The following is a 12810-nucleotide window of genomic DNA, read 5'->3' as shown; positions in this document are numbered from 1 at the left end:
ATTGATGAAAATCGAAACGATCTCACCCGAATTTCTGCCGCGCCAGCTTTGCGCCCGCGCCGAGCGCCATCAATTTCGCTTCCGCGATATCGCGATGCATCGGCGCCATGCCGCAATTGGTGGTGGCGACGATGTTGCTCTTCGGCACGAATTTCGAGACGGCGTCGATCACGTCGGCGACATCCTCGGCGGTCTCGACGGTGTCGCTGGCGACATCGATCACGCCGGCCTGAACCACCTTGCCGGTGAGCAGGCCAAGCAAATCGAGCGGCACCCGCGAATTGCGGCATTCGATTGCGACCTGCTGGATCGGGCTGTTGGCGATCGCCGGAAAGATTTTTTCGTACTGGCGCCACTCGCTGCCCAGCGTTTCCTTCCAGTCGGTGTTGGCCTTGATGCCATAGCCGTAGCAGATGTGCACCGCAGTGGCGCAGGTCAGTCCTTCGGCGGCGCGTTCCAGCGCCTTGATGCCCCAGTCCGAGACCTCGTCCATGTAGACGTTGAAGGCGGGCTCGTCGAACTGGATCACGTCGACGCCGTCGGCCTGCAAGGCCCTGGCTTCCTCGTTGAGCAGTTCGGCAAAGGCGAAGGCCATCTTGACGCGGTCGCCGTAATATTGGTCGGCGATGGTGTCGATGATGGTCATCGGGCCGGGCAGGGTGAATTTCAGCTGGCGCGTGGTGTGGGTGCGGGCGACACGGGCCTCGTCGGCATGGACGCGGCCTTTCAGGCGCAACGGCGCCACCACCTGCGGCACCATCGCCTTGTAGCGGTCCTTGCGGATTCCCATTTCGACCTTGTGGGCGAAATCGATGCCCTCGATCTTCTCCAGAAAACCATGGACGAAATGCTGGCGGGCCTGCTCGCCCTCGGTGACGATATCGACGCCGGCATCTTCCTGCAGTTTGATCGCCAGCAAAGTGGCGTCGCGCTTGGCGCGCGCCAGTTCATCACCTGACGACTTCCAGGGTGCCCACAGTTTGTTGGGCTCGGCCAGCCATTCCGGTTTCGGCAAAGAGCCGGCGATCGTGGTTGGAAACAGCATATGGGCCTCCTCGTCGGTTCTGATGGAGCGCCTGTGTGCCATGTTAGGCATGCGCCCCACAAGACCGCATGCCGGCTGGAACAGGGGGGCGTCGCAGGCTAGGATGCGGCGGCCATCTTCAGGACGACCGCATGATCGACCTCCATTACGCGCCGACGCCGAACGGCTGGAAAATCTCGATCATGCTGGAGGAATTGGGGCTGCCCTATACGGTCGTTCCCGTGAATATTCGCGCCGGCGAACAATTCAGGCCGGAGTTTCTGGCCATCAGCCCCAACAATCGGATACCGGCAATCGTCGATCGTGCGGCGGTCGAAGGAGCCGTTCGACGAGGAGGCGCGCAAGAACATGTTCGGGCAGGCGGCGAAGGAGATGGTGGGGAGGAAATGACAGCCAGAGCCCTCATGGTGAGGAGGCGCCCTTGCGCCGTCTCGAACCATGAGGTTCCGACAGTGCCACTCATCCTTCGAGACGCGCGCGAAGAGCGCGCTCCTCCAGCGACAACGGCGAAGCCGTTGCGCGGGGATGAGGATCGAGAATCAAACCAAGAACAAAAGGAAACGCCATGATCGAATTCTTCTTCGACTGCTCCAGCCCCTGGACCTATCTCGCCTTCCACAACATCCAGCCGCTGGCGAAGGAATTCAATGCCGAGATTTCGTGGCGGCCGATTCTGGTCGGCGGCATCTTCAACACCATCAATCCGAGCGTCTATGCGTCGCGGGAGAAGCCGGTGCAGGCCAAGGTCGATTACCAGAAGAAAGACATGGCGGACTGGGCACGTTCGGCGGGACTTGCGATCAAGATGCGGCCGACGGTGTTTCCGGTCAACAGCGTGAAAGCGATGCGCGGCTGCATCTGGCTCGGCAAGGACATGGTGCCGTTTGCGCGCGCGGTGTTCGAGACCTATTGGGGCGGCGACAAGGATATCTCCAGGGATGACGTGCTGACGGAAGTCTGCAGCAGCGTCGGTGTCGATCCCACGAAATTCCTCGCAGGGATTGGCGAGCAGGCGATCAAGGATCAGCTCAAGGCCAATACCGATGAAGTGATGGCGCGCGGCGGCTTCGGCTCGCCAACGATTTTTCTCGACAAGACCGATATGTATTTCGGCAATGACCGCTTGCCGCTGGTTTGCGAGGCGCTGCAACGGCGCAAAGCGAGCGCGGCCTGATGTCGAAGGCGGTCGTCTGCCGCGAACTTGGCCCGCCCGAGCGCTTGCGTCTCGAGACGTTTGCCTCGGCGCCGCTAGCGCCGGGTGAGGTGCGCATCGCCGTGCATGCCGCCGGGATCAATTTTCCAGACATTTTGATGGCGGCCGGCGAGTACCAGCTCAAGCCGGAATTGCCGTTCACGCCCGGGGTGGAAGCGGCCGGCGAGGTGACCGAGGCCAAAGGTGCCGATGGCATTGCGGTCGGCGATCGAGTGATCGTCAGGATGCGGCACGGCGCCTATTCCGATGAGGCCGTGGTGTTGCCGTCGCAGCTGACACCGTTGCCATCGACCTTCGACTACGGCGAGGGCGCGACCTTTCTCGCCGCCCACGGCACCGCGTATCACGCGCTGATCGATCGCGGGCAGGTTCAATCAGGCGAAGTGCTGCTGGTGCACGGCGCCGGCGGCGGGGTCGGCCTTGCCGCGGTCGAGATCGGCAAGTTGCTCGGCGCCACCGTGATCGCGGCGGCGTCATCGGAGGACAAGCTCGCGGTCGCTCAGGCCAAAGGCGCCGATCACCTCGTGCTGTACGGACGCGAGCCGTTCCGCGACGCCGTCAAGCGCATCACCGATGGCCGCGGCGCCGACGTGGTGTTCGATCCCGTCGGCGGCGAGGTCTTCGAAAACAGCCTGCGCTGCATCGCCTGGGGCGCCCGCATTCTCGTCATCGGATTCACCGGCGGCATCGGGCTTGCCCGCACCAACCTGGTGCTGATCAAAGGCGCCAGCGTGCTCGGCGTCCGCGCCGGCGAGGCGGTACGGAAAAATCCCGCGCTGGGTGAGGTACGATTGAAGGCGCTGACGGCGTGGGCGGAAGCCGGAAAAATCCGCCCCCACATTTCGCATCGATTGCCGCTGGAAGATTACGCGCAGGCGATGCGGTTGCTGATCGAACGCAAGGCGATCGGGCGGGTAGCGCTGATGATGCGGTGATTTCGTCATTGCGAGCGAAGCGAAGCAATCCATAACCGCGCGCAGAAAGAAAGCTGGATTGCTTCGTCGCTTCGCTCCTCGCGATGGCGGCTCATAAATCTTGTCGTCATGGCCGGGCTTGTCCCGGCCATCCACGTCTTTAGACCCTCGAGTTAAGAAAGACGTGGATGCCCGGCGCAAGGCCGGGCATGACGAACACAAGCATCCCGCTACTCATACTCCCGCTCGTCCCACCACGGAAAATAATCCGGCATGTCCGACGAGACCTTGTTCCTGAACTGCGCCGGGCGCTTCTCCAGAAACGACACCACGCCCTCTTTCACGTCCTCCGAGCGGCCGCGGGTGTAGATGCCGCGGCTGTCGACCTTGTGCGCTTCCATCGGATCGTCGGCACCCAGCATGCGCCACATCATCTGCCGGATCAGCGCCACCGAGACCGGCGCGGTCTTCGCGGCGATTTCGCGGGCGAGCGCGCGGGCGGTCGGCAGCAATTCGTCGGGCGCTACCACCTTGCTGACGAGGCGGCCGGCCAGCGCCTCCTGCGCCGGAAACACCCGGCCGGTGTAACACCACTCCAGCGCCTGCGCGATGCCGACGATGCGCGGCAGAAACCAGCTCGAGGCAGCCTCGGGCACGATGCCGCGCTGGGAAAAGACAAAACCGAAGCGTGCGTTCTCGGAGGCGATGCGGATATCCATCGCGAGCTGCATGGTGACGCCGATGCCGACCGCCGGTCCGTTCACCGCGGCGATCACGGGTTTCAGGCATTTGAAGATGCGCAGCGTGACCTGTCCGCCGCCGTCGCGCACGTTGGGATCGCTGTAATCGACCTTGCCGTCGGCGAGGCGTTTCACCGGCCCCCGCCGCGCGTCGCGATCGAACGTGTCGGCACCGGAAGAAAGATCGGCCCCGGCGCAGAATCCGCGGCCGGCGCCGGTGACGATGATCGCCCGGATATTGTCGTCCCTGTCGGCCGCATCGAAGGCCTCGATCAATTCCTTCTGCATGGTGGCGTTGAAGGCATTGAGCTTGTCGGGCCGGTTCAGCGTGATGGTGAGGATCTGCTCGGCGACCTCGTAGGTGATCGTCTCGTAGGCCATCAGGAGTTTCCTCTATGTTGTTGTTTCGAAGTTTTCTAGACCGTCATTCCGGGACACGCGCCTGCGCGTGGACCCGGAATCTCGATCGATTTACCGCCTGAGATTCCGGGTTCGTCGCTTTCGCGACGCCCCGGAATGACGAAAGAGGTTACTTCACTGGCGGCTTCGGCCACAGCTTTTGCGCGCCGCGCAACCCCTCGAAGGCCTTCGCCATTCCGAGCACGCCAATGTCGTCGAAGCGGCGGCCGATGATCTGCACGCCGATCGGAAAACCTTGTTTGTCATAGCCGCCGTTGATCGAGACCGCCGGATTTTCCGCCATGTTCCACGGCACGGTGTAGCAGATGTGCTCGAACGGTTTTGCTGGATCGTTGAGCGGGGCGGCGAGTTCAGCCGCAAAATTCACCACCGGCGATACCGGCGAGATCACATAGTCGAGATCCCAGAACAGTTTTGCCGCCGCAGCCCGGATCGCCATGGTGGCGTTGAACCCCCTGACCACCTCGACACCCGACAGCTTCGCGCCGGCTTCCGCCCATGTGAGAATATAGGGCAGCGCCTTGGCGCGCTCGGCCGGCGTCAACTTCGAAAGGTCGTCCCACATCCGTGCGCGCCAGAAATTGTCGAGCCCGTCGAGCATCTCGCGCGTTAGCACGCCCGCCACTTCGGTGACGACGGCGCCCGCCGTCTCGAACGCCTTCGCGGCTTTGACGGCGACATCGCGCACGTCCTGCTCCAGCGCCTGGCCGACGCCGAGGTCGAGCATCAGGCCGATGCGCTGTTTGCGCAGCGGTTTGTCGAGCGCCTTCCAGTTGATGCTGTCAGGCGGCAGGCTCATGCCGTCGCGGCGATCGGGCCGCGACAGCACGCTCATCATCAATGCGGCGTCATCGACAATGCGGGTCATCGGTCCGGCAACACGGCCGACATAGGGCGGATCGATCGGTATCCGCCCGAGGCTCGGTTTCAGCGCGACCAGCCCGCACCAGCAGGCCGGCAGCCGCACCGAGCCGCCGATGTCGGTGCCGAGATGCAGCGGGCCGTAACCGGCCGCCGCCGCGGCGCCCCCGCCGGAACTGGAACCGCCGGGATTCTTGCTGAGGTCCCAGGGATTGCGGGTGAGGGGATGGAAGCTCGACAGGCCCGACGACAGCATGCCGTAGTCCGGCATCGTGGTCTTGGAAAAAATCACCGCACCGGCTTCCCGCAAGCGCGCCGCCGGCGGCGCATCTACGGCGGCCGGTACCAACGTGGTGGTCGCGGCACCCAAAGGCACCGGCACGCCCTTGGTGGCGATATTGTCCTTGATCGTCGCCGGCACGCCATCGAGCACACCGATCGGCTGGCCGTTCTGCCAGCGTTCGGTCGATGCCCTGGCGGTGGCGCGCGCGCCTTCGGGATCAAAGGCGTACAGCGCCTTGATGTGCGGCTCCCACACCGCGACATGGGCCAGCACGTCCTCCAGCACTTCCGACGGCGAAAACTGCCTGGCCCGAAAGCCTGCGATCAGGTCGACGGCGCTGAGATCGTGCAGCGACGTGACAGCTTCCTGCGATGCCTGTTCATGCATGGGCGCCTACCGGTAACCGAGCCTCAACGATGCGCGCAAACATGCTGGCGCCGATTGGCAAAATCTTGTCGTCGAGGATATAGCCGGGGTTGTGGACCGGCACCGAGCCCTCATGGCCGACCCAGAAATAGGCGCCGGGTACCGCGTGCAGCATGTCGGCAAAATCCTCGCTGCCCATCTTCGGCTCCGACCGGGTGATGACCTTGGCGGGATCGACCACGCTTCGCGCGGCTTCCGCGACCACTTTGGACTGTTCTTCCTGGTTCACCAACACGCTGAAAGTATCGCGGATATCGACCGATATCTCGACCTGGAACGCGCTGGCGATGCCGGCGCAGATTGCGCGCATCCGCTCGCGGATCAGCGCGCGCACCTCGTCCGAGAATGCCCGGACGGTCCCGCAGAGCTTCGCCTCGCCGGGAATCACGTTGTAGGCCGAGCCGGCGTGGATCTGCGTGATCGACAGCACCGCGGGCTCATGGGGATTGACGTTGCGGCTGACGATGGTTTGCAGCGCCTGGCCGAGCGACATCGCAATCACGACGGGGTCTTTGGAATAATTCGGCATGGCGCCGTGCGCACCGTAACCGTTGATGGTGATGTCGAAGAAATCAGCGCCGGCCATCGCGGGTCCAGGAAGGATCGCAATCTCGCCATGGTTCAAATCGGGCGCATTGTGCAGCCCGTAGATCTCATCGCAGGGAAATTTCGCGAACAAGCCGTCCTTGATCATGGCCCGCGCGCCGCCGAGGCCTTCTTCGGCCGGCTGGAAGATGAAATGCACGGTGCCGTCGAAATTCCGGGTCTCGGCGAGGTAGCGCGCGGTGCCGAGCAGCATGGTGGTATGGCCGTCATGGCCGCAGCCATGAAAGCGGCCGGGGATGGTCGAGCGCCATTTCAGGTTGGTATTCTCTTCCATCGGCAACGCGTCCATGTCGGCGCGCAGCCCGATGCGCTTGCCGCCGGTGCCTTTGCCCTTGAGCACACCGACCACACCGGTGCCGCCGAGGCCGCGATGTACTTCGATGCCCCATTGCGTCAGTTTGTCGGCGACGATGCCCGAGGTCCGGACTTCCTCGAAGCCGATCTCGGGATGCGCGTGCAGATCCCTGCGGATCGCGGTGAGGTCGTCGGCAAAGCCTTCGATGCGGTCGATATTGGGCATTTCTGTTATCCGATGGCGGGAGAGCGGGAAGGTAAATGGGTGGCGGCAGCGAAGGCGGGGCCGTTCGGCCTGAGACGCATGCCCGGACGCAGCCGCGTCCACGGCAAGGCGGCGGTGTCGGCCGGCATCGCGCCAGGCGCGGCGCAGATCAGGAGCTTTTCGGCGATCGGCTCGAAATCGGCGCGGAAATGCACCGAGCTTTTGTTGACAAGGACCGATTGCTCCATCGGCTCGATGCCGACATAGCGATACATCGACTGATCGGCGAGCTGCGCCTTGTGCGAACTCACGACCACCCTGACATCGCCGATCCGCAAACACGCCGACGGCCCCATGTCCATGTCACGGCCGCCGTAATAGGGACCCGGGGCTACGAATTTTCCGTCGGACAATTGTTCGACGACAAAGGTCTCCTGATACGGCGCATCGCCGGGGATACCCGACTTGCCGCCGAGCGCGAGGGTGACGGTGGCGCCGACGCCCGCGGCATGCGCTGAACTCGCCGAGGCGGGATCATAGATCACGCCGATCGCGGTTCTCTGCGCCTTGTTGCGGACCAGCGCCCGCAGCATGCCGGTGGTGTCGGAATCGCCGCCGGCGCCAGGATTGTCCTGGGTATCGGCGATAACGATGGGCCTGCTGGCGGTTTTCGCCAGTTCCATGGCGTAGCGCACGCCCTCGTCGGGCGTGTAGATGCGGCCGTCGAAATCATCTTCGTGACCGATGATGAGTTTCGTCATTGCGTCAGCCGCGGCGTCGGCGTCGGCTTGCGTCCTGCCATAGGCGAACACGCTGGGTCCGCAATGAGGAAAATCCGCCGCCGGAAAACCGGGCGCGAACGACAGCGTCGGTACCGCCTCGCTCTGCAGCGCCGCCAGCTTCTGGTAAATCCCCTTGGTGGGCTGGTCGTTGGTGCATTGCCAGCTGATCGGGATCAGGAACGGTAATTGCCGGAATGCCTTCGCGAATTTTTGCTGGCCGCGCAGCAGCAGCGCTAGATGCTTTGCAGCGGCGCGGCCGGTATCGGCCATATCGATATGCGGATAGGTACGATAGGCGATCAGCGCGTCCGCATGCTCCACCATTTGCGGCGTCACGTTGGCGTGCAGGTCGAGGCTGACCACCAGCGGCAGATCCTTGCCGATGACTTTTCGCACCCGCGCGAGGATTTCACCTTCGCCGTCGTCGAGATGTTCGGTGACCATGGCGCCGTGCAGGTCGAGATAGACGGCATCGAGCGGTCCTGCCGCCTTGATGCCGTCGACCATCACCTTGACGATACGTTCAAAGGCATCCCGGGTCACATGCGCCGAGGGGCTGGCGGCGCAGGAAATCGTCGGCACCATCTCCCAGCCATTGGCTTCCGCCGCTTCGACAAATCCCGCCAACCCGACATTGATGTGGCGCATCACCTTGAGCACGTTGGTGCCTTCAGCCATCGCCGGCCAGCCGCCGCCATGCACGAAATCGTCATAAGTCGCCTTCGTCGGGGCAAAGGTATTGGTTTCGTGCAGGAAGCCGCCAACGGCGATGCGGGTCATCAATTCTGTCTCAGGCGATGGTTCATGGGCGGGACGTTAGACTCGTCGTTACGAGGAGCGCAAGCGACGAAGCAATCCAGTTTTGCATGCCGCGTGGGCGTCCAAACGGAGTTGCCATAGCGAAGCGGTCATTGCGAGCGACGCTAAGCAATCCAGCACTCGGTCATTCCGGGATGGTCCGAAGGACCAGACCTCAGATGTGCAATTGCACATCGGGGAATCCTTGGATTCCGGGTTCGATGCGGAGCCTGTCATCGGGCCGGCCGCAGGCCGGACCCGTTGGCATCGCCCCGGAATGACGGCGGACTTATATGGCTGCTGCACCAGCCGCCTCGACCGGCCCAAAATTCGCGAAATCCCACCCCCGTCCGGGCGCGGCGTCAAGCAGTTGTCGTGTATACGCCTGTTGCGGATTTGTCAGGACCTGCGCCGCCGGTCCTTGTTCGACGATGCGGCCGCGCTGCATGACCGCGACATCGTCGCAGATTTGCGCGGCGACGCGCAGGTCGTGGGTAATGAACAACAGCGCGATGCCGAGCCGGGTCTGGATTTCGTCGAGCAGTTCGAGCACCTGCGCCTGCACGGAGACGTCGAGCGCCGAGACCGCCTCATCCGCCACCAGTACGTCGGGATCGAGCGCCAGCGCCCGCGCGATGGCGATACGCTGGCGCTGGCCGCCGGAGAATTGGTGCGGATAGCGCGAGATCGCATCGACCGGCAGATCGACCAGTTCGAGCAGTTCACGCGCCTTCGCCATCGCGTCGCGATGCGGCATGCCGTAATTGATCGGGCCTTCAGCGATGGTTTCGCCGACGGATATGCGCGGATTGAGCGAGCGATAGGGGTCCTGGAAAATGATCTGGATGCGCTTGCGGTGCGGTTGCAGCAGCCGGCGCGACAGTTCGGAGATTTCTCGCCCGGCAAGGCGGATGCCGCCGGAGGTCGGATCGATCAGCCGCACGATGCAGCGCGCCACCGTCGATTTACCGGAGCCGCTTTCGCCGACAATGCCGAGCGTGCGGCCCTTGCGCAGCGTCAGCGTCACATCTTGCGCCGCCGCCACTTCGCGGACGCCACCGAAGAACGAGCGCTCGCGATAGACCTTGCCGAGGTCGTTGGCCTCCAGCACCACCGGTTCGGTGGATTCGGGTCGCGGCGCCCGCGGCACCAGGCTCGGCACCGCCGAGAGCAGGTTGCGGGTGTACTCCATGGCGGGCGCACGCAGGATGGTGTCGAGCGCGCCGGTCTCGACCAGCTGGCCGTGGCGCATGACAGCGACGCGGTCGGCGATCTCCGCGACCACGCCCATGTCATGGGTGATGAAGAGCACGGCGGTGCCGTGATCCCTCTGCAGGTCGCGGATCAGCGTCAAAATCTGCTTTTGCGTGGTGACATCGAGTGCCGTGGTCGGCTCGTCCGCGATCAGCAGTTTCGGCTCCAGCACCAGCGCCATCGCGATCATGATGCGCTGGCGCTGGCCGCCCGAAAGTCGGTGCGGATAGGAGGCAAAAATGCGTTCGACTTCCGGCAGCCGGACCTGCTCCATCATCGCCAGGATACGCTTGCGCCGGGCGCGGGCGTCGAGGTCGGTATGGACGCGAAGCACCTCGTCGATCTGGCGCCCGACCGGCACCACCGGATTGAGCGCCGTCATCGGCTCCTGAAAAATCATCGCCATGGTGGTGGCGCGCAACTGCCGCAGCCGGCGGTCGCTGGCGGTGAGAAGTTCTTCGCCGACCAGTTTGACGCTGCCGCCGGTCGGTACCAGCGAGCCCTTTTGCAACAGACCCATCACCGTCAGCGATGTCACGGATTTCCCCGATCCGCTTTCGCCGACCAGGCACAGCGTCTCGCCTTCGTGAACCTGCAGGGAGACGCCGTCGATGATGCGTTCGTTGCGCGGGTTCTTGCCGAGGCTGACGACGAGGTTGTCGATATCGAGAACGATATTGGTCATCGTTGATTTCCGCCGTCATTCCGGGATGGTGCGTTAGCACCAGACCTCAGATGTGCATTGCACATCGGGGAATCCTTGGATTCCGGGTTCGATGCCATCGGGCCGGCCGTAGGCCGGACCCGTCGGCATCGCCCCGGAATGACGGCCTCTGAGTCGCTTCGCTCCTCGCAACGACGTTGTGCCATCACTTCCCGCCCTCCCGCTGTTTCATGCGGGGATCGAGCGCATCGCGCGCGGCATCGCCGATCAGGTTGACGCTGAGAATCGTGATCGAGAGCAGCAATCCCGGCCAGAAGATCAGCGACGGCTTGACCTGAAAATAAGCGCGGCCCTCGGCCATGATGTTGCCCCAGGTCGGCGTCTCCGGGCTGATGCCGGCGCCCAAAAACGACAGGATCGCTTCGGTGAGAATGGCTGAGGCGCAGACATAGGTGCCTTGCACGATCAGGGGCGCAATCGTGTTCGGCATCAAATGCCGCCACATGATCTTCGGCAGGCTGGAGCCGACCGAGATCGCGGCCTCGACATAGGGTTCCTCGCGCGCGGAGAGCACCACCGCGCGCACCAGCCGCGCCACGCGCGGAATTTCCGGGATGGTGATCGCGACCAGCACCGTCGACACGCTCGCGCCCGACAGCGAGACCACGGCAATGGCGAGCAGGATGCTCGGGATCGCCATCAGCCCGTCCATCACCCGCATCATGATGGCGTCGATCCATTTGAAGAAACCGGAGACGAGCCCGATCACAAGGCCGATGCCGATGCTGAAGACGGCGGCGCCAACGCCGATCAGCAGCGAGATCCGTCCGCCATAGAGAATGCGCGACAGCACGTCGCGGCCATAGCCGTCGGTGCCGAGCAGGAACTCGGCGCTGGCGGGCTTCAGCCGCTGGGCCGGTGCCAGCAGCAAGGGATCGTGCGGCGACAGCCATGGCGCCAGGATCGCGGACAGGATTACCAGCGCGAGACAGATGGTGGCGGCGGCGATGATCGGCGTCGCCGTGAGAAATCCGAGCCCCGGCCGGAACGGCGTGGTGATCGGGATCGACGATTCGGGAAGGGTTTCGATCGCCATTCGGACCTCAGTAGCGAATTCTGGGATCGAGCAGGGTGTAGGCGACGTCGATCAGGAGATTGACCGCGACATAGATGCCCGAGGTCAGAAGGATCATCGCCTGAATGACCGGATAATCGCGCGCCAGCACGGCATCGACCGTGAGGCGTCCGATGCCGGGCAGGTTGAACACGCTCTCGGTGACGACGACGCCCGATATCAGCAGCGCAAAGCCGGAACCGATCACGGTGATCACGGGCACGGCGGCGTTGCGCAGCGCGTGGCGCAGCAGCACGGCGGTCTCGCTGATGCCCTTGGCGCGTGCGGTGCGGACATAGTCCTCGCCGAGCACGTCCAGCATCGCCGCGCGGGTCATGCGCGCGATCAACGCGATATAGATGAAGGACAGCGTAATGGTCGGCAGGATGATGCGCTCGAGAAACGGCCCGAGGCCCGCGGTGATGCTCTTAAAACCCTGCACCGGCAGCCAGCGCAGATCGATGGCGAAGACCTGGATCAGCACATAGCCGATTACGAACACCGGAACCGAGAAGCCAAGCACCGACAATCCCATCACGAAGCGGTCGATCCAGGTGCCGTGTTTCCACGCCGCGATCACGCCAAGCGGCACCGCGACCACGATGGAAAGGATGATGGTCGATACCGCGATCGAGATCGACGGCTCGACGCGCTGGCCGATCATTTTCAGCACCGGCACATTCGAGATCAGCGACACCCCGAGATCGCCATGCAGCAGCCGGCCGATCCAGGTGACGAATTGAATATAGAGCGGTTCGTTCAGGCCGAGCGAGGTGCGGATGCGCTCGAGGCGCTCGGGCGTGGCATTGTCACCGGCCAGAATGGCGGCGGGATCGCCCGGCGTCAGCCGCAGCAGCAGGAACACGAACAAGGCCACCACGCCCATGACGGGAATGGCGGCAAGAACACGGCGAAGCAGGTATCCGAGCATCGTTATCCATCATGCCATGCGCCAACCGGCACTCGGTTGTCGCGGATTTAGTTCCCGCCCGTACGCATCAGGCGAGCAAATCCCGTGCCATTGCGCGTATCTTGGGCCGAAGCAAACGATCCGTCAAAGCGGTCGCGCACAGCTCTAAATTCGTCATGCCCGGCCTTGTGCCGGGCATCCACGTCTTTCTTGGAAATTCGATGCAAGAAGAATTCGATGCAAGAAGACATGGATAGCTGGGACAAAGCCTGGCCATGACA

Annotated in this window: 10 protein-coding genes and 1 pseudogene; 3 read left to right on the top strand and 8 right to left on the bottom strand. The window is 63.6% G+C overall.

Going from position 1 to position 12810, the window contains the following annotated elements:
- Positions 1 to 22: 22 nt before the first annotated feature.
- Positions 23 to 1045: a methionine synthase gene (locus B5527_RS26055; protein ID WP_079604093.1), complete on the bottom strand. Its 1023-nt coding sequence runs from the start codon at positions 1043 to 1045 to the stop codon at positions 23 to 25.
- A 131-nt stretch (positions 1046 to 1176) separates the two neighbouring features.
- On the opposite strand from B5527_RS26055, the pseudogene B5527_RS26050 reads away from it, so the two are divergent.
- From B5527_RS26050 to B5527_RS26040, 3 genes and pseudogenes are all read left to right on the top strand, one after another.
- A pseudogene (locus B5527_RS26050) lies at positions 1177 to 1365 on the top strand (glutathione S-transferase N-terminal domain-containing protein); the annotation flags it as partial.
- 245 nt (positions 1366 to 1610) lie between these two features.
- Positions 1611 to 2219, top strand: coding sequence for a 2-hydroxychromene-2-carboxylate isomerase (locus B5527_RS26045; RefSeq protein ID WP_079604092.1), 609 nt, complete (start codon positions 1611 to 1613; stop codon positions 2217 to 2219).
- Positions 2219 to 3193, top strand: a complete 975-nt coding sequence (locus tag B5527_RS26040; RefSeq protein WP_079607501.1) for an NADPH:quinone oxidoreductase family protein — start codon at positions 2219 to 2221, stop codon at positions 3191 to 3193. Before B5527_RS26045 ends, B5527_RS26040 begins: the two co-directional genes overlap by 1 nt.
- A 209-nt stretch (positions 3194 to 3402) precedes the next feature.
- Here B5527_RS26040 and B5527_RS26035 read toward each other — a convergent pair whose 3' ends face one another.
- From B5527_RS26035 to B5527_RS26005, 7 genes are all read right to left on the bottom strand, one after another.
- The gene (locus B5527_RS26035) at positions 3403 to 4293 is read right to left on the bottom strand and encodes a crotonase/enoyl-CoA hydratase family protein (RefSeq protein WP_079604091.1); all 891 of its coding nucleotides are present in this window, start codon (positions 4291 to 4293) and stop codon (positions 3403 to 3405) included.
- Between the two features lie 148 nt (positions 4294 to 4441).
- Positions 4442 to 5863 (bottom strand): amidase, encoded by a 1422-nt coding sequence (locus B5527_RS26030; protein ID WP_079604090.1) that lies wholly within the window; start codon positions 5861 to 5863, stop codon positions 4442 to 4444.
- Positions 5856 to 7028, bottom strand: coding sequence for a M20 aminoacylase family protein (locus B5527_RS26025; protein WP_079604089.1), 1173 nt, complete (start codon positions 7026 to 7028; stop codon positions 5856 to 5858). The genes B5527_RS26030 and B5527_RS26025 overlap by 8 nt, the downstream gene beginning before the upstream one ends.
- A 5-nt stretch (positions 7029 to 7033) precedes the next feature.
- Positions 7034 to 8569: a M81 family metallopeptidase gene (locus tag B5527_RS26020; RefSeq protein WP_079604088.1), complete on the bottom strand. Its 1536-nt coding sequence runs from the start codon at positions 8567 to 8569 to the stop codon at positions 7034 to 7036.
- A gap of 307 nt (positions 8570 to 8876) precedes the next feature.
- On the bottom strand, positions 8877 to 10526 hold the full coding sequence (locus B5527_RS26015; RefSeq protein WP_079604087.1) for an ABC transporter ATP-binding protein: 1650 nt from the start codon (positions 10524 to 10526) through the stop codon (positions 8877 to 8879).
- Between the two features lie 184 nt (positions 10527 to 10710).
- A complete protein-coding gene (locus B5527_RS26010; protein WP_079604086.1) occupies positions 10711 to 11601 on the bottom strand; it encodes an ABC transporter permease in 891 nt (296 codons plus the stop codon).
- A 7-nt stretch (positions 11602 to 11608) separates the two neighbouring features.
- Positions 11609 to 12550: an ABC transporter permease gene (locus tag B5527_RS26005; protein ID WP_079604085.1), complete on the bottom strand. Its 942-nt coding sequence runs from the start codon at positions 12548 to 12550 to the stop codon at positions 11609 to 11611.
- Between the last annotated feature and the right edge of the window lie 260 nt (positions 12551 to 12810).

The sequence above is a fragment of the Bradyrhizobium erythrophlei genome, assembly GCF_900129425.1.
Taxonomy (GTDB): domain Bacteria; phylum Pseudomonadota; class Alphaproteobacteria; order Rhizobiales; family Xanthobacteraceae; genus Bradyrhizobium; species Bradyrhizobium erythrophlei_C.
Note: the sequence above shows the minus strand (reverse complement) of the source record. Positions and strands in the feature narration are given on the sequence as shown.